At 70.5% G+C, this 16952-nt stretch carries 13 protein-coding genes; 7 read left to right on the forward strand and 6 right to left on the reverse strand.

Going from position 1 to position 16952, the window contains the following annotated elements:
• Positions 1-53: 53 nt before the first annotated feature.
• The gene (glgP, locus tag AB0J40_RS26915; RefSeq protein WP_364457657.1) at positions 54-2582 is read right to left on the reverse strand and encodes an alpha-glucan family phosphorylase; all 2529 of its coding nucleotides are present in this window, start codon (positions 2580-2582) and stop codon (positions 54-56) included.
• A gap of 128 nt (positions 2583-2710) precedes the next feature.
• Between glgP and AB0J40_RS26920 the strand changes: the two genes are divergently transcribed.
• Positions 2711-4144 (forward strand): neutral zinc metallopeptidase, encoded by a 1434-nt coding sequence (locus tag AB0J40_RS26920; RefSeq protein WP_364457659.1) that lies wholly within the window; start codon positions 2711-2713, stop codon positions 4142-4144.
• 50 nt (positions 4145-4194) lie between these two features.
• On the opposite strand, the gene AB0J40_RS26925 is transcribed toward AB0J40_RS26920, so the two are convergent.
• Positions 4195-5166, reverse strand: coding sequence for a tetratricopeptide repeat protein (locus tag AB0J40_RS26925; protein WP_364457661.1), 972 nt, complete (start codon positions 5164-5166; stop codon positions 4195-4197).
• Positions 5167-5260: 94 nt separating this feature from the next.
• Between AB0J40_RS26925 and AB0J40_RS26930 the strand changes: the two genes are divergently transcribed.
• A complete protein-coding gene (locus tag AB0J40_RS26930; RefSeq protein WP_364457816.1) occupies positions 5261-5668 on the forward strand; it encodes a hypothetical protein in 408 nt (135 codons plus the stop codon).
• Here AB0J40_RS26930 and AB0J40_RS26935 read toward each other — a convergent pair whose 3' ends face one another.
• Positions 5669-5971: a thiamine-binding protein gene (locus AB0J40_RS26935; RefSeq protein WP_364457663.1), complete on the reverse strand. Its 303-nt coding sequence runs from the start codon at positions 5969-5971 to the stop codon at positions 5669-5671.
• A 78-nt stretch (positions 5972-6049) separates the two neighbouring features.
• Between AB0J40_RS26935 and AB0J40_RS26940 the strand changes: the two genes are divergently transcribed.
• Positions 6050-6550 (forward strand): MarR family transcriptional regulator, encoded by a 501-nt coding sequence (locus AB0J40_RS26940; RefSeq protein WP_364457665.1) that lies wholly within the window; start codon positions 6050-6052, stop codon positions 6548-6550.
• A gap of 49 nt (positions 6551-6599) precedes the next feature.
• On the opposite strand, the gene AB0J40_RS26945 is transcribed toward AB0J40_RS26940, so the two are convergent.
• The 3 genes from AB0J40_RS26945 to AB0J40_RS26955 form a co-directional block, all read right to left on the reverse strand.
• Positions 6600-6965, reverse strand: coding sequence for a DUF3817 domain-containing protein (locus AB0J40_RS26945; RefSeq protein ID WP_103350428.1), 366 nt, complete (start codon positions 6963-6965; stop codon positions 6600-6602).
• 228 nt (positions 6966-7193) lie between these two features.
• Positions 7194-9575 (reverse strand): GH92 family glycosyl hydrolase, encoded by a 2382-nt coding sequence (locus AB0J40_RS26950; protein ID WP_364457667.1) that lies wholly within the window; start codon positions 9573-9575, stop codon positions 7194-7196.
• Positions 9572-12796, reverse strand: coding sequence for a GH92 family glycosyl hydrolase (locus AB0J40_RS26955; protein WP_364457817.1), 3225 nt, complete (start codon positions 12794-12796; stop codon positions 9572-9574). Before AB0J40_RS26955 ends, AB0J40_RS26950 begins: the two co-directional genes overlap by 4 nt.
• A gap of 314 nt (positions 12797-13110) precedes the next feature.
• On the opposite strand from AB0J40_RS26955, the gene AB0J40_RS26960 reads away from it, so the two are divergent.
• Genes AB0J40_RS26960 through AB0J40_RS26975 form a run of 4 tightly spaced genes read left to right on the forward strand, consistent with a single transcriptional unit; the run spans position 13111 to position 16938 of the window.
• Positions 13111-14094: a LacI family DNA-binding transcriptional regulator gene (locus AB0J40_RS26960; RefSeq protein WP_086673103.1), complete on the forward strand. Its 984-nt coding sequence runs from the start codon at positions 13111-13113 to the stop codon at positions 14092-14094.
• Positions 14091-15128, forward strand: coding sequence for a mannose-6-phosphate isomerase (locus AB0J40_RS26965; RefSeq protein ID WP_364457669.1), 1038 nt, complete (start codon positions 14091-14093; stop codon positions 15126-15128). Before AB0J40_RS26960 ends, AB0J40_RS26965 begins: the two co-directional genes overlap by 4 nt.
• A complete protein-coding gene (locus AB0J40_RS26970) occupies positions 15125-15889 on the forward strand; it encodes an ATP-binding cassette domain-containing protein (RefSeq protein WP_364457671.1) in 765 nt (254 codons plus the stop codon). The genes AB0J40_RS26965 and AB0J40_RS26970 overlap by 4 nt, the downstream gene beginning before the upstream one ends.
• Complete coding sequence (locus AB0J40_RS26975; RefSeq protein ID WP_364457673.1) at positions 15886-16938, forward strand: ABC transporter permease; 1053 nt, start codon at positions 15886-15888, stop codon at positions 16936-16938. Before AB0J40_RS26970 ends, AB0J40_RS26975 begins: the two co-directional genes overlap by 4 nt.
• Positions 16939-16952: the final 14 nt, after the last annotated feature.

The following is a 16952-nucleotide window of genomic DNA, read 5'->3' on the forward strand; positions in this document are numbered from 1 at the left end:
CTAGCCCCGCTCAGGAGGCGCCGCCGCGTATTTCCGGCTGGAGTAACTCCAGGTCAGGCCAGTACGACGCGGGCCAGTTCGGCCGGCGCGGCCAGCAGGCCGTGCTTCGGCAGCACCCGGACCGTGTACCCGATCGAGCCCGGCCTCGGCAGCTTCAGCCGGGCCGCGAAGGCGCCGATGCCGTCGGCCGTCATCGGGACCGTCACCGTGTCGCGCAGCTCGTCGTCGTCGCCCACCCGGCCGACCACCGCCTGGATGTCCACTTCGGACGGATCGAGGCCGGCCAGGTCGATGCGCGCCCGGATCGTCACCTCCGTGCCCACCACCAGGGGCTCGGCCGCCTCGATCAGCAGCTCCGAGTCGAAGATGCGCAGCCGCGGCCAGGACACCTCCAGCTTGGTGCGGTAGTCCGCCAGCGACAGCGCGCCGCGGTAGCCGTCGCCCGTCGCCGCCGCGACCATGCGGGCCGCCGGCAGGTAGCCGTTGTCCACGTACTCGCGGACCATCCGGGACGCCTGGACGCGCGGCCCGAGCGTCTCCAGCGTGTGCCACACCATCGACAACCACCCCGTGGGCACGCCGTCGGCCGAGCGGTCGTAGAACAGCGGCGCGATCTGCTGGCCGAGCAGCTCGTACAGCGCCGCCGCCTCCAGGTCGTCGCGGCGCAGCGGGTCGGTGACGCCGTCCGCGGTCGGGATCGCCCAGCCGTTGCTGCCGTCGTAGCACTCGTCCCACCAGCCGTCGCGGATCGACAGGTTGAGGCCGCCGTTCAGCGCCGACTTCATCCCCGACGTCCCGCACGCCTCCAGCGGCCGCACCGGGTTGTTCAGCCAGACGTCGCAGCCGCGGTACAGGTACCGGGCCATCGACATGTCGTAGTCCGGCAGGAAGACGATCCGGTGCCGGACGTCCGCGCCGTCGACGAACCGGACGATCTGCTGGATCAGCTGCTTGCCGTTCTCGTCGGCCGGGTGCGACTTGCCCGCGACGACCACCTGGATCGGCCGGTCCTCGTGCAGCAGCAGGGTGCGCAGCCGCTCGGGGTCGCGCAGCATCAACGTCAGCCGCTTGTACGTCGGGACGCGGCGGGCGAACCCGACCGTCAGCACGTCCGGGTCGAACACCGAGTCCACCCAGCCCAGCTCCAACGGGGACGCGCCGCGCTGCAGCCACGCCGCCCGCACCCGGCGCCGGACCTCGTGCACCAGCTTCTCGCGCAGGTCACGCCGCAGCCCCCACAGCTGGGCGTCGGAGACGCCCTCGCGCAGCGGCCCCTCGCCGACGTCGAGCCCCCACTCGCGGCCGAGCAGCGTGCTCAGCTCGCGCGCCACCCACGTCGGGCCGTGGACACCGTTGGTCACCGACGAGATCGGCACCTCGTCGTGGTCGAACCCGGGCCACAGCCGCGAGAACATCTTGCGCGTGACGCGCCCGTGCAGCTGCGAGACGCCGTTCGCGCGCTGCGCGAGCCGCAGGCCCATGTGCGCCATGTTGAACAGCCCGGGGTTGTCCTCGGCGCCGAGCGCGAGCACCCGGCGCGGGTCGATGTCCGGGACGAGCCTGCCGTCGGCGAAGTAGCGCTGCACGAGGTCCACCGGGAACCGGTCGATGCCGGCGCTGACCGGGGTGTGCGTGGTGAACAGCGTCCCGGCGCGGACCGCGGGCATGGCTTCGTCGAACGCGAGCCCGTCGGCCTGCACGATCTCGCGGGCGCGCTCCAGCCCCAGGAAGCCCGCGTGTCCCTCGTTCGTGTGAAACACCATGGGCTGCGGGTGGCCGGTCAGCTCGCAGTACTTGCGGACCGCCCGGAAGCCGCCGATGCCGGCCAGGATCTCCTGCCGCAGCCGGTGGTCGGCGTCGCCGCCGTAGAGCCGGTCGGTGACACCGCGCAGGTCTTCGTCGTTGGCCTCGGTGTCGGTGTCGAGCAGCAGCAGCGGCACCCGCCCGACGCGGGCCTGCCAGATCTGGGCGCACAGCTCGCGCCCGCCCGGCATCGCGACGCCGATCAGCACCGGCCGCCCACCGGCGGTCAGCAGCTCCAGGGGGAAGGCGTTCGGGTCGATCACCGGGTAGTGCTCGACCTGCCAGCCGTCCAGCGACAGCGACTGCCGGAAGTAGCCGTTGCGGTAGAGCAGGCCGACGCCGACCATCGGCACGCCCAGGTCGGACGCGGCCTTGAGGTGGTCGCCGGCCAGCACGCCGAGGCCGCCGGAGTAGTTCGGCAGGGCTTCGGTGACGCCGAACTCCATGGAGAAGTAGGCGACCGCGGGCGGCAGGTCGGCGTCGTCGCGCTGCTGGTACCAGCGCGGCTCCGAGAGGTACTTGTCGAGGTCCTCGGCCGCGGCTCTCGCGCGTTCGAGGAAGTCGTCGTCGACGGCGAGCTCGTCGAGCCGGGCGGGCGGCAGCGCGGTGAGCATCCGCAGCGGGTCGCGCACGGCGTTGAACAGCTCGGCGTCCATCGAGGCGAACAGGTCGCGCGTCGGCGGGTGCCACGTCCAGCGCAGGTTGGTGGCGAGCGCGCCCAGGCCGGACAGCGACTCGGGCAGGCTGGCGCGAACGGTGAACCGGCGGACTGCACGCATGGGAAGCGACGATATCGGGCTGCGGGCCGTAGTGCGCAGGAGGAGTTCGGGGATAACGTGCACGCCCCGCGTATGCCCTGGGTATGGTCCTGCCCGTCGGGTACCGGGGCACGAGAGCGAGTGAACGAATGATCCCAGGGGGAGGACGGCGCGCGCTGGTGGCGTTGCTGGCCGTCGCGGCGGTGGCCGTGAGCGGGTGCAACGACAAGGGCGGCGCGAGCGGCGACCCGAGCAAGGACACCGGTGCGGGATCCGTCGCCGGGCTGCCGGTGACGCACTTCGAGAGCGGCCTCAAGCCGGACGCGCCCACGCCGAGCATCGACGTGAAGAACGCCGACGGCGGGGAAGACGACAAGCTCGCGACCGCGGCGATCGACGACGTCCAGACGTACTGGAACGAGCGCCTGCCCGCCGACTTCGGCCAGCAGTTCGAGCCGGTGAAGTCGCTGCTGTCCTACGACTCGCAGACCGACACCGAGAAGACCGGCTGCGGCAGCGTGAAGAAGCTCGTGAACGCGTTCTACTGCTCGGTCGACGACTCGGTGGCGTGGGACCGCGGGGTGCTGCTGCCGATGCTGCGCCAGCGGTTCGGGCCGATGTCCGTGGTCGTCGTGCTGGCGCACGAGTTCGGCCACGCCGTCCAGTACCGGCTCGGCGACAAGGCCAACATGACCAAGAGCACCCCGACGGTGGTGAAGGAGCAGCAGGCCGACTGCTTCGCCGGCGGGTACTTCCGGTGGGTCGCCGAGGACAAGAGCAAGTACTACCGGGTGTCGACGTCCGAGGGCCTGAACCAGGTGATGGCGGCGATGTTCCTGATCCGCGACCAGGCGGGCACCAGCGGCGCCGACCGCGGCGCGCACGGCACGGCGTTCGACCGCACCTTCGCGTTCCAGACCGGGTTCGAGAAGGGCCCGAAGGAGTGCGCGGCGATGAACGCCGAGAACGTCAAGGCCCGGCTCACCGAGCGCCCGTTCGACAAGGGCGACACCGGCAAGGGCGACGCGAAGTTCAACGACCAGGCCGTCGAGCTGCTGAAGAAGAGCCTCGACGAGGCCTTCAAGGGCGCCGGGGTGGCCGCGCCGGAGATCAGCGACGGCGGCAGCTGCCAGACCACGCCGCCGGCGTCGTACTGCCCGAACGACAACACGGTGGCGATCGACCTGGCGAAGCTGTCGCAGCTGGCCCAGCCGATCGACCGCGAGGCCGAGATGAAGGGCGAGGACCCGGGCGGCATGGGTGACTTCGCGGCCTTCTCGGAGGTCGCGTCGCGGTACGCGCTGGGCATCCAGAAGGGCGTCGGCGCGTCGATCGACAACGCGAACGCGGGCCTGCGGACGGCCTGCCTGGTCGGTGCCTGGGCGGCGTTCACGAACCGGCCCGGCGACCTGCGGCTCTCGGCGGGCGACCTCGACGAAGCCATCGCGGACCTGCTGCAGCCGGAGAGCCTGATCTCGGCGGACGTCAACGGGAAGCGCCCGGACAGCGGTTTCGACCGGGTCGAGTCCCTGCGCCGGGGCTACCTCGAAGGCTCGTCGATCTGCTCGAAGCAGTACGCCTGACCGCATGAAAATGGCCCCCCACCCGCGGGTGGGGGGCCATTTCGTGCGGTCTAGAAGAGGGCGCTCGCCAGGTCGCGGCGGGCCTTCATGACGCGGTCGTCGGCCGGGTCGAACAGGTCGAACAGCGCCACCAGGTGCTCGCGGACCTTGTTGCGGTCCTCCCCCGCCGTGCGGCGGACCGTGTCGATCAGGCGCTTGAAGCCCGCCTCGACGTCGTTCGAGGCGATCTCCAGGTCGGCCGCGTCGAGCTGGGCCGCCAGGTCGGACGGGTCGGCGTCGGCCTTCGCGCGGGCGTCGGGGTCCGCCTTCTCCGCGCGGGCGGTGAACTTGACCTGGGCCAGCGCGTTCTTCGCCAGCTCGTTGGCCGGCTCGACGTCGAGGATGCGCTCGTACGCGGCCTGCGCCGCGGCGAAGTCGCCGCGTTCGAAGGCCTCTTCCGCCTCGGTGAAGCGCGGGTCTTCGGGCTCCTCGACCGGCGCGCCACCGGCCTCGGCCTCGGCGATCGCCGGCAGCTTGTCACGCAGCGCGTCGAGCAGGGCGTTGATCCACTTGCGGATCTCGGGCTCGGGCAGGGCGCCGGAGAAGGCGTCGACGGGCTGGCCGCCGGCGATGGCGACGATCGTCGGGATGGACTGCGCGCCGAACAGCTGCGCGATGCGCGGGTTCGCGTCGACGTCGACCTTCGCGACGACCCACGCGCCGCCGGACTCGCCCGCCATCCGCTCGAGCACCGGGGACAGCTGCTTGCACGGGCCGCACCACTCGGCCCACAGGTCGACGATCACCAGCTGGCGCAGGGACCGCTCGACGACCTCGGCCTGGAACGTGGCTTCGGTGACATCGATCACGGCGTTGCCCGAGGCGGGCTTCGGCGGGCCGTCCGCACCGGGCGGGCCGGCGGCCGGGGCCGGCTGCCTCTGCGCCGATTCGGCACGGGCCTTGAGCGCGGACAGGTCGACCGCGCCGGAGAGGGCGGCGGACAGGGCCGCTGACTTCGCTGCAGATCCGCGTGGCTGTGTCACGCCCTCCATCCTGGCACGCGCACCGGAGGAGTTTCACCGGGTGCCCCGGCCGGTCCGCTTGGCAGGACGGCGCCGCTGGGGCAGGCTCGGCCGGGTGCACATCCGGCGTGACGTGAAGGTGGGCCTCTCGATCGCGGCCGCCGTCGTCTGGGTCGGCGCCGTGACGCTGCTCATCGTCCACGAACCGGACCCGGGCGCGGCCTCGCCCGCCGAGCTGCGCGACCGGCTCGCCACCGCGCTCGGGCGGCACGACCCGGACGCGCTCGGCGACCTGCTCGACTACCCGGGCTCGGGCGGCGACGACTTCGCGAAGGACTACGTCGCGGTGCTGGCCGACCACGGCGTCCACGACGTCCACGTGGAGCTGGGCCCGGACGCGGCGGCCCCGGCCCGCGCGACGGTCACCGGCGCACTCGGCGACGGCAGGCCGTTCAGCTACCCGCTGACCGTGACGAGCGAAGACGGTCGCTGGACGGTCGCCTTCACCCCGCCACTGCCGTAGTCACCCTTCGCGCAGGTGCGCTTCCACGCGGTCCACCTTGGCCTCGAGCTGGCCGGTGAAACCGGGCCGGATGTCCGCTTTCAGGACCAGGCCGACGCGCGCCGAGCCCTCGCCCGCGGCCTCGACCGCGCGCTTCACGACGTCCATCACCTCGTCCCACTCGCCTTCGATGTTCGTGAACATCGCGTTGGTCGAGTTGGGCAGGCCCGATTCCCGGACCACCTTGACCGCCTTCGCGACGGCTTCGCTGACTCCGCCGTCGGGCTCTCCGCCGGACGGGCTCACGCTGAACGCGACGATCATGCTCGGAAGTCCCTTCTTCGGTGTTCTTTCCGCCGGTCGTGCGACACCCGCCGGTACCCGCTGGTAACTTCGCGTGTCATGAACCGTCCGCTGCCGTTCGACCCGATCGCCCGCGCGGCACAGCTCTGGGAAGCCCGGATCGGGCCCTCCGGCACCATGGCCGCGGTCACCGGCGTGATGCGCGTCCAGCAGATCATCCAGTCCGCGGTGGACGGCGCGCTCAAGCCGCACGGCCTGACCTTCGCCCGGTACGAAGCACTGGTGCTGCTCACCTTCGCCCGCAGCGCCAGCCTGCCGATGCGGGTGATGGGCGAACGGCTCCAGCTGCACCCCACCAGTGTCACCAACATAGTGGACCGGCTGGAGCGCGACGGGCTCGTCAAGCGCGTGCCGCACCCGACGGACCGGCGCACGACGCTCGTCGAGATCACCGACGAAGGCCGCAAGCGCCGCGAGTCCGCGACGGCGGCGGTGACGGAGATCGACTTCGGCCTCAACGGGCTGACCGACCGGCAGACCGAGCAGCTCACCGAACTGCTGACGAAGGTCCGCCGCGCGGCCGGCGACTTCACCGAATAAGCGGAAAGGCCCGCGCTCGGCGAGCGCGGGCCTTTCTCATGCACCGGGATCAGGCGGCGACGGGTTCCTTCACCTGGAACAGGCCGACACCACCGTGGGACAGCCGCTGCGGGCCGTCGAGCTTGCCGTTGCGCAGCGCCCACTTCTCGAACAGCCACGTGAACAGCGGCGGGATGCTCGCGAGCAGGGCGAGGACCAGCGTCTTCGGGCGCCAGCCGAGCGGCTTCGCCACGGACAGGGAGACGACCACGTAGAGGACGAAGATCACGCCGTGCACCATGCCGATGACGGGCACGCCGCCCTCGCCGGAGGAGTGGACGACGTACTTGAGGAACATCCCGACCAGCAGCGCGGCCCAGGAGAGGGCTTCGGCTACTGCGGCCACGCGGAACACGAGAGCGGCCTTGCTGGACACTGCTTCCTCCTGTGGGGTCTCACCACGTTGGTTCTAGACACAGAAAACGCCCGACGACACCGTCCAAGGCGGACTTGCCTCGAACGTCAACGGCGCTGTCGGACGTGCTGATACCAGTGTGAGGCGTGACGGCCCTCACGGGAACACCGGGGCCCGTGACGATGCTCACGGCCGTGGTCCACTGTGGTCTGGACCACGGCCGTGAGCGTCCTTCGGCTACTCCGCCGGCTACTCCGCGCAGGGCGAAGCCGGGGCGGACGCGGGTGACGTCCCCCACGTCGCCGCCGCGTCGGCGGTCAGGCGGAAGTCGAGCGTCGTGCCGCGCTTCAGCTGGTCCACGTTGACGTACACGCGGTCGCTGGCGCGCGAGTCCACCTTGAGGCCCGAGACGTACTGCAGCTTCGAGCCGTCCGCGCCGGGCGCCTTGATCGTGATGTCGCGCCCGTTCTCCAGGTGCAGCACGGACTTTTCGAACCGCGGCGCGTTCAGCACGAAGTTCCCAGTCCCCGGGACGGCCGGGTAGAGCCCGAGCGCGCTGAAGACGTACCAGGCCGACATGGTGCCGAGGTCGTCGTTCCCGGTGACGCCGTTGGGCGCGTTGGTGAACAGCGTGTGCGCCGCCCGCACGACCGTCGACGTCTTCGCCGGCTGCCCGGTGAGCGCGTACATCCACGGCGAGTGCAGGTCCGGCTCGTTGTTCGGGTTGTAGCGGAACTGGTCGTAGTAGTCGTACGGGCCGACGACCCAGTTCTCGCGGACCGCCGTCGCCGGGTTCTGCACCAGTTCGTCGTAGGCGAAGAAGTCGTCGAGGCGCTTGCCGGTGGCCGCCGGGCCGCCCATGCGCTGCACCAGCCCGGGCACGTCCTGCTGGACGAGCCACTGGTACTGCCACGCCGTGCCCTCGTGGAAGCCGTCCTGGCTCTGCGGGCTGTACGGCTTGTCGGCGGGCGAGAACCAGTCGCCGCCGAGGACCTTCGGCCGGAAAAAGCCCGTGAAGCCGCGGTCGGTCTGCGTCTCGTCCCAGAGCGTCCGGTAGGTCCGGCCCTTCTCCTTGAGCGCGGCGGCGTCGTCCTTCTTCCCGAGCGCGGCGGCCATGACCGACAGCGAACAGTCACCGAGCGCGTACTCCAGGGTGGCCGACGCGCCGTGGTTCGGGTCGGTGTCCTGCCCCTTCTTCGGGAAGTTCGGGTCGTACTGCACGAACCCGTCCGCCTGGTAGCTGGCGTTGCCCGAGCGGCCCTGGAACGGCGAGGACGCCGGCGGGATCTGCGTCGAGTTCTGCAGCAGCGCCTGGTAGGCGTGCAGCTCCTCGCCCGACAGCGCGCCGAACCGCCAGAGGTCCACCAGGAACGGCGTGACCGGGTCACCGGTCATCGTGTTCGTCTCCTGGCTCGCGTACGCCCACCGCGGCAGCCAGCCGCCCTGGTCGTGGATGGCGAGGATGCTCTTGGCGATGTCCTTGGCGCGGCTGGGCCGCAGCAGCGCCAGGAGCTGGTTCTGGGAGCGGTAGGTGTCCCACAGCGAGAAGAAGTCGTAGTACGTCCAGCCGACCGCGCGGTGGATCTTCTTGTCGAAGCCGTAGTAGCGGCCGTCGGCGTCGTTGGCCGTCAGCGGCTGCAGCAACGCGTGGTAAAGCGAGGTGTAGAAGACCGTCCGGTCGTCGGTCGTGCCGCCCTTGATGTCCACAGTGGACAATTCGTGGCGCCAGGCGCGCTGGACCGCGTCCTTGGCCGCGTCGAACGACCGGATCTTCTCCGACGCCAGGTTGACCCGCGCGCCCTGCGCGTCCACCTGGGAGATCGCGGTGGTCGCGGTGACCTGGCCGCCACCCGCGAAGGTCAGCCAACCGCCGCGCAGACCGGCACCGCCTTCGGAAGAGCGCGAGCCGGGGGTGCCGCCGGTCGGCGACCAGGTGCCGAACGCCTTGAACGGCTTGTCGAACTTCGTCGTGAAGTACGTCGTGTAGGCCTTGCCGCCGCAGAACGCCTGCGACTCCACGGTTCCTTCGACGGTCCGGTCGTCGACGATCCGGATGCTGCTGCCGGTGACCGGTTCCTTGTCGTTGGCCTGCCCGACGTTGACGAAGACGTTGGCGTCACCGGGCTTGGCGAACGTGTACCGCTCGACCCCGGCGCGGGTCGCCGCGGTCGTCTCGACGTCGACGCCGCCGTAGCCGGTCAGGTGGACCTTGTAGTAGCCGGGCTTGCCGGCTTCGCCGTCGTGGGTGAACGGCGCCGCGTACGACTTCTGGTCGAAAGTGGACGCTTTCGTCGTGTCGAACGCCTTGCCGGGACCCACTTCCCCGGTCGTCGGCAGGGTCGAGACGAGGCCGCCCTGCTCCCAGCAGCCCGCGCCGGACAGGAAGAAGTGCCCGAAGCCGCGGATGGCGGTGTCGGTGTAGCGGTAGCCGGCGTAGTGCGAGGTGATCGGGCTGACCTGCGTCATCCCGAACGGCGCCGAAGCGCCCGGGAACGTGTTGCCCTCGTCCTGCGTGCCGATGAACGTGTTGACGGCGTCTAGGGCGTCCCCGCCGGCCGCGGCCGCGGCGGGGCTGAGCCCCGTCGCGGCCGCGGCGAGCGTCAAGAAGCCCGCGAGGATGGTGCGCTTCACGAGCCGATGCCGATCGCGAACACGTGGAGCGCGCCGCCGCTGACGTTGCCCGGCAGCGTCACGCTCGCCACCGTCTTGCCCGCGGCGAGGGTGATCGGGTTGGTCCCGAACACCATCGTGCGGATCTGCTGCGGGTCGCCGCCCGAAGCGTTGCGGTACGGCGTGGACAGCACGATCCGGTTGCCGAACGCCGGCTGCGCGCCGCCGCCACCGAGGGTCCAGTCGGAGAACCCGATGGTCGCGGTGGACGTCGTGCCGTCGGTGTAGGTCACCGTCAGCGTGCCGGACGCGTTGCCGTTCGACGCCGAGCCGAGCAGCGCGAGCCGCCCGGACCCGGTGACGTTCACCGTCTGGCCGGACGCGATCACGTTGTCCGGGTCGCCCGCCGGGAACGACGGCCAGGTGAACTTCAGCCCGTCGCTGGTGATCGTCGCACCCGGGGTGGCGCCGGCCGCGGCCAGCGCGTCGGCCGAGTAGCTCCAGCCACCGCCGTCGAAGTTCGCCGCACCCGAGTTCGAGTCCGGGGAGATGCCCGCGTTGTTCACCGTGGCCAGCCAGCTGTTCGGCTGCGCCACCAACACGGTCAGGACCGCCTGCGACGAAGCCACGCCCGGCGCCGAGAACGTCACCGGGATGCGCCGCGCGCCGTCGGCCAGGCCCGCCGGGACGCTGACCGTCAGCTCGGCCTGGGCCTTGCCGGCGGCGGGCACCGCGATGCTGCCGGTCGCCGGGGTCAGCGTGATCCCGTCGACGCTGCCGGCGCTGTAGGTCCAGGTCCGGGCGACACCGGAGAGGTCCTGGACCCCGACCGACGCCTGGGACGTCGACCCCGCGGGCGTCACCGCGCGGGCCGGGTCCACAAAGGACAGGCTGGGCTTCTCCTGCTCGCGGAACGACGGCGGCGCGTCGGCCGTCGCGCTGCCCCACGAGGTCGCCGTGGCGGACCGCGTGTAGTCGAGCGTCCCACCACTGGAGATCAGCGCCTCCGGCAGCCACGCCTTCGCCGCCGCCCCGCCGTTGACCTTCAGGCTGCCCACGTAGTCGCCGGTGCCCGGCGCGTTGATCGTGATCTTCTTGCCCGCGCCGGTGGTGAGCACGGCGTGCTCGAAGCGCGGGGTGACGAGCAGCGTCTCGGCGCGGCCCGGGATCTCCGGGTAGATGCCGAGCGCCGACCAGACGTACCAGGCCGACATCTGGCCGAGGTCGTCGTTGCCGATCAGGCCTTCGGGACGCGGGTTGTACAGCTCGTCCATCGAGCGGTGCACGATCGCTTGCGTCTTGGCCGGCGCACCCGCGTACGAGTAGACGTACGGCGCGTTGGAGTTCGGTTCGTTGCCCATGAAGGCGTACGGCTCCTGCGTGCCCGCGTTCAGCTGCGTGAAGAAGGTGTCCAACCGGGACTGCGTCGCGGTGTTCCCGCCGAACGCCGTCACGACGCCGCCGAGGTCGTAGGGCACCATCCACTCGTACTGCGCGCCGTTGCCCTCGACCCAGCCCTGCGAGCTGGCGGGGTCGTAGGTGCCGGAGAACGAGCCGTCCGCGTTGCGCGGCTGCAGGTGCCCGGTCCCCGGGTTGTAGAGGTTCTGCCAGTTCTGCGCGCGCTTCATGAACGTCGTGTAGGTCGCGCTGTCGCCGAGCCGCTTGGCGAACTGGGCGATGGAGAAGTCGGCGCTGGTGTACTCGAGGGTGTCCGCGCCGGCGCCCGGCACGTACCCGAGCTTCTGGTAGTCCTCCAGGCCCGGCCGCTCGGTGTAGCCCTGCGTCGGCTGGGTGGCGCCCTTGATCATGAGCAGCAACGCCTTCTGGGCGTCGAAGTCCCGCGCCCCGAACGCGTACGCGCTGGAGACGATGATGTGGTACGGGTCGCCGTTCATGACACCGGTGTAGTCGTTGGCCACCGTCCAGCGGTCCCACGAACCGCCCTGCTCGGCGTAGGCCATCATCGACCGGACGATGTCGGACGTTTCGTGCGGCGCGATCGTCGCCAGCAGCGGGATCTCCGAGCGGTAGATGTCCCAGCCGGAGAAGTTGGTGTACATCGCGTGGCCCTTGTCGGCCGTGTGGATCCGGCCGTCGAAGCCGATGTACTGCCCGTTGACGTCGGAGAAGACGTTCGGCTGGATCAGCGAGTGGTACAGCGAGGTGTAGAACGTCGTCAGGTCGGCGTCGGAGCCGCCGGTGACGGCGATCTTGCCCAGCTGCGCGTTCCACGCCTTGCGCGCGCCCGCCGCGATCGTGTCGAAGGACTTGCCGGTGTTCTCCGCCTTCAGGTTGGCCTTCGCGCCGTCGACGGACACAAAGGACAGTCCGACCTGGACGTTCACCTGTGCCCCGTTGAGGTTGGCGAAGGTGACGTACCCGCCGCTGCCCGGGCCGGACACGGTGGTGTCCTGCTGCTTGGCCGTCGTCGTGCGCGCGATCGACGCGTTCACGCCGTTGGGCTGCGCGACCTTCGCCCTGGCGCCACCGGTTTCCGCGGCCTTGTTCGGCGTCACGGCGCCGTTCTTCCAGGTGCCGATCGACGCGAACGGCGTGTCGAACTTGGCCGAGAAGTAGACGCGGTAGCTGTTCTGCGCACCGCAGAAGCGGCCGCTCGTGGCCCAGCCGCTGATGGTGTCCTTGCCGATGGTGATCGACGCGTCGTCGGTGCCGTTGACCGAGCCGGACGTGTTCACCAGCAGCGTCGAGGACGCACCGGCCGGGTAGGTCAGCCGCGCGGAGCCGGTGCGCTGGGTCGCGCTCAGCTCGACCTTCGCTCCACTGTCGAGGGTGACGTCGTAGGCGCCCGCGGTCGCGTGTTCGTTGGCGTGCGAGAACTTCGACGTGTAGTGCGCGGGGTCGGTGGCCGGGGAAGTCGTCACTTCACCGACATAGGGGATGAACGGGATGTCCTCATAGGTCGAGCAGCCCGCGCCCGAAAGGTGCGTCAGGCTGAACCCGGTGAGGGCGTTGTCGTCGTAGAAGTACCCGCCCGGCTGGGACTTCACCGTGTCCGGGCTCCACTGGACCATGCCGAACGGCGCCACCGCGCCCGGGAACGTGTTGCCGGCACCGCCCCCGGTGCCGTGGTCGGCGCCACCCGGACGGGTACCGACGAAGGGGTTGACCCACTTCGCGAAATCCGTCGTCGTGGCCGCCGCGGCGGGGACAGCGGGAGCCACCGCTGCCGTCACCGCCATGGTCAGGAAAGCTAAACCGGCTCTGAAGCGCACACGCGCCATGGCCATCGCCTCTCCACCTCGTCAGCGCGACCGGAAACGGTGTCATGACAACCTTGTCGCGCAGTCGGTCGAACCGGGCCACCTTGGGCAGCGGCTCACCGGACAGTCAAGCGATCCGTCAAGTCCTGTCCACTTCGGGACAGCACCATCAGCCGTCTGCCCTACGACGTCGGTAGCCGAATCGGCACAATTCGCACGCGAAGCGTTGACAAGCCACCGGGACTTGGCGTTCAATCCCGGTCACTATGACAACGTTGTCTCCTCCCGGCCGGGACCGGGACGGTGCCCCGCGCACCGCCAGCAGACGCGCCACCATGAGCGACGTGGCGCGGCTGGCGGGCGTGAGCATCAAGACCGTCTCGCGCGTGGTCAACGACGAACCGGCGGTGCACCCGGACACCGCCGAGCGGGTCATGGCGGCCATCGAGCAGCTGGGGTTCCGGCGCAACCTGGGCGCGCGCAACCTGCGCCGCGGGTCGACGACCGGCACCATCGGGCTGATCGTCGAGGACGTCGGCAACCCCTTCTACTCCGAGCTGAACCGCGCGGTCGAACGCATCGCGACGTCGTTCGGCCGCCAGGTGCTCACCGGTTCGTCCGAGGAGAACTCCGACCGCGAGCGCGAGCTCGTGCTGGAGTTCTGCGCGCGGCGGGTGGACGGCATCCTCGTCGTCCCGGCCGGCCTGCAGCACGGCTACCTGGTGCCGGAGATGCGCGCGGGCACGCCGGTGGTGTTCATCGACCGGCCGGCCGGCGACATCGTGGCCGACACCGTGCTGGTCGACAACCTCGGCGGCACCATCGAGGCGGTCACCCACCTGGCGAAGCACGGCCACCGGCGGATCGCGTTCCTCGGCGACAGCCCCGACATCTTCACCGCGGCCGAGCGCCTGCGCGGGTTCCGCGAGGGCTGCGTCCGCAACGGCATCTCCTACGACGAGTCGCTGGTCTCCATGCGGACGCCGACGCAGGAGGGCATCGGCGACGCGGTGAAGCGGCTGCTGCACGGCCCGGACGCGGCGACCGCCGTGATCGCGGGCAACAACCGGGTCGCCGTGCACCTGCTGCGCGCGCTGGCCCACGCCGAGTACCGCCCGGCGATGGTCGGGTTCGACGACTTCGAGCTGGCGGACCTGCTCGACCCGCCGGTCACCGTCGTCGCGCACGACGTGAGCGCGCTCGGCCACGCCGCGGCGGAACTGCTTTTCGCGCGCGTCCAAGGAGATCAGTCCCCGCCCAGAAAGGTAGTCCTGCCCGTGCATCTCGTCGCCCGCGGTTCCGGTGAGGTCGCCCCGTGACCCTCGAACCCATCCGGCTCCCGGCCAACCAGCCGCCGCAGTTCTACCGCGGGGGCGACGCCATCGCCAATCTGCGCGGGGCGTCGTCGGACAAGAAGTTCGGCCCCGAGGACTGGGTCGCCTCGGCGACCACCATGTTCGGCCAGGACACCAACGGCCTGACCCGGCTCCCCGACGGCGCCTGGCTGCGCGACGCCGTCGTGGCGAACCCGAACGGCTGGCTCGGCGCGAAGCACGTCGAGGCGCTCGGGACGTCGACCGGGCTGCTGGTCAAGCTGCTCGACGCGGGCCAGCGGCTGCCCGTGCACTTTCACCCGGACGACGCCTTCGCGAAGCGGCACTTCGACTCGCACTTCGGCAAGACCGAGGCGTGGATCGTGGTCGGCACGTACGGCGACGACCCGCGCGTCTACCCGGGCTTCACGGAAACGCTGTCGAAGGACACCGTTTCCGAGTGGACGCGGGAGCAGGACGTGCCGTCGATGCTGGGCGCGCTGAACAGCGTCCCGGTGACCGCGGGCGACACCGTCTACATCCCGGCCGGCCTGCCGCACGCGATCGGCGAAGGCGTCTTCGTCGTCGAACTGCAGCAGCCGACCGACTTCTCGCTGACGATCGAGTGGCGGGACTTCCTCGCGTCCCCGGAGAAGGGCCACCTCGGCATCGGCTTCGACACCGCGATCGAAGCGCTGGACACGTCCGGCTGGGACGCCGAGCGGCTCGAGACCATCATCAAGCGCACCGCCGGGGACAGCGCGTCCACTGTGGACCTGCTGGCCGGCGGATCGGAGCGGTTCTTCCGAGCCGAGCAGCTGCGCACCGACAAGGTGACAACGTTGTCACTCGATCCGTCCTTCGCGGTCCTGGTCGTTCTGGACGGCGAAGGCACCCTGCGGACCGAGCACGGCGGCGAGCACGCGCTGGCGAAGGGCGACACCTACGTCGTCCCGTTCGACGCCGGCCAGACCGAGCTGTCCGGCACGGCGACGGTGATCCGCTGCCGGCCGCCGGCGCCGGAAGAGAGGAACGGATGAGCGAAATCCTCCTGGACGCGGTCGACCTGACCAAGCACTACGGATCCGTCGAAGCCCTGCGCGGCGCGTCGTTCCAGGCGCGCGCGGGCGAGGTGACGGCGCTGATCGGCGACAACGGCGCCGGCAAGTCCACCCTGGTCAAGTGCCTCTCCGGCGCCGAGCAGCCGACGTCGGGGAAGATCCTCCTCGACGGGTCCGAAGTGCACTTCGACTCCCCCACCACCGCGCGGCGGATGGGCATCGAGACCGTCTACCAGGACCTGGCCGTGGCGCCCGAGCTGGACCCGGCGGCCAACCTCTTCCTCGGCCGCGAGATCCACCGCAAGGGCATCCTCGGCAAGCTCGGCATGCTCGACAAGGCCGAGATGCGGCGCCAGGCCATCGAGGAGTTCCAGCGCCTCGGCGTGACGCTGCAGAGCACGGACGTCCCCATCGGCTCGCTGTCCGGCGGGCAGCGGCAGAGCGTCGCGGTCGCGCGTTCGGTCGTGTGGGCGTCGAAGGTCGTGTTCATGGACGAGCCGACGGCCGCGTTGGGTGTCGTGCAGCGGGAACGCGTCCTCGACGTCATCAAGAAGGTGCGCGACAAGGGCATCGCCGTCGTGCTGATCAGCCACAACATGCCCGAGGTGCTGTCGGTCGCCGACCGCGTCGAGGTGCTGCGGCTCGGCAAGCGCGTCGCCCGGTTCAGCGGACCGGACACGAGGCTCGAAGACCTCGTCGCCGCGATGACCGGCGCCCTCGTGCAGGAGGAGGCGGCATGAGCGTGTCGACACCCCCGAAGAAGGACATCCAGGAGTCGCCCGACGCCGGGTTCGGCAAGCGGCCCCTCGGCAAGCGCCTGGTCGAGGCCAACACCTTCTGGATCGGGCTGGTCCTGATCGCACTGGTCGTGCTGTTCAGCGTCATCGCGCCGGACAGCTTCCCGACGCTGTTCACCTTCCAGACCCTGTTCATCGAGTCGGCGGTCCTGCTGATCCTGTCGGTGGGCATGACGTTCGTGATCATCACCTCGGGCATCGACCTGTCGGTCGGCTCGGTGCTGATCCTCGCGGGCATGGTGGCGGGCAAGGTGATGGAGGCGATGTCGGGCGGCGACGCGTCCAGGGCCGGCTGGGGGATCATTCTCGTCGGGCTCGTCGTCGCCGTCGTCACGGGGACCGTCTGGGGCCTGATCAACGGCGTGCTCGTCGCCGTGGCGAAGATCCCGGCGCTGATCGTCACGCTCGGCACGATGGGTGCCGCGCTGGCCACGGCCTACCTGCTCAACGGCGGCTCCGATCTGCGCACCGTGCCGGCGGAGCTGACCAAGACCCTCGGCTACGGCACGTCCTTCGGCATCGTGCCCAACCTGGTGATCGTGGCCATCGTGATCACCGTGATCGGCGCGTGGCTGCTGCGGACCACGAAGTTCGGCCGGTACACCTTCGCCGTCGGGTCCAACGCCGAGGGCGCCCGCCGCGCCGGCATCGGCGTCACCGCGCACCTGATGAAGGTGTACACGCTGACCGGCTTCCTGGCCGGCATCGCCGGGTTCCTTTCGCTGGCCTACTACAACTCGACCACCATCTCCGGGCACACCACCGACAACCTCAACGCCATCGCCGCGGTCGTGATGGGCGGGACGAGCCTCTTCGGCGGTGTCGGCACGATCCTGGGCACGGTGATCGGGGTCTTCATCCCCGCGGTCCTGCGCAAGGGCTTCAACATCATCCACGTCCAGGACTTCTGGCAGATGTTCATCGTCAGCTGGGTCCTGGTCGCCGCGGTCTGGTTCGACCAGCGCCGCCGCCGTCGCCGCAACTCCCGCTGAGTTTCCCCGAGTAC

This window comes from Amycolatopsis sp. NPDC049691 (assembly GCF_040675005.1).
In the GTDB taxonomy this organism is placed as follows: domain Bacteria; phylum Actinomycetota; class Actinomycetes; order Mycobacteriales; family Pseudonocardiaceae; genus Amycolatopsis.

Bases quoted from the DNA above. Each gene is read 5' to 3' on its own strand.
- AB0J40_RS26970 (WP_364457671.1), top strand. From the start codon at position 15,125: ATGAGCGAAATCCTCCTGGACGCGGTCGACCTGACCAAGCACTACGGA.
- glgP (WP_364457657.1), bottom strand. From the start codon at position 2,582: ATGCGTGCAGTCCGCCGGTTCACCGTTCGCGCCAGCCTGCCCGAGTCG.
- AB0J40_RS26920 (WP_364457659.1), top strand. From the start codon at position 2,711: ATGATCCCAGGGGGAGGACGGCGCGCGCTGGTGGCGTTGCTGGCCGTC.
- AB0J40_RS26940 (WP_364457665.1), top strand. From the start codon at position 6,050: ATGAACCGTCCGCTGCCGTTCGACCCGATCGCCCGCGCGGCACAGCTC.
- AB0J40_RS26960 (WP_086673103.1), top strand. From the start codon at position 13,111: ATGAGCGACGTGGCGCGGCTGGCGGGCGTGAGCATCAAGACCGTCTCG.
- AB0J40_RS26955 (WP_364457817.1), bottom strand. From the start codon at position 12,796: ATGGCGCGTGTGCGCTTCAGAGCCGGTTTAGCTTTCCTGACCATGGCG.
- AB0J40_RS26935 (WP_364457663.1), bottom strand. From the start codon at position 5,971: ATGATCGTCGCGTTCAGCGTGAGCCCGTCCGGCGGAGAGCCCGACGGC.
- AB0J40_RS26975 (WP_364457673.1), top strand. From the start codon at position 15,886: ATGAGCGTGTCGACACCCCCGAAGAAGGACATCCAGGAGTCGCCCGAC.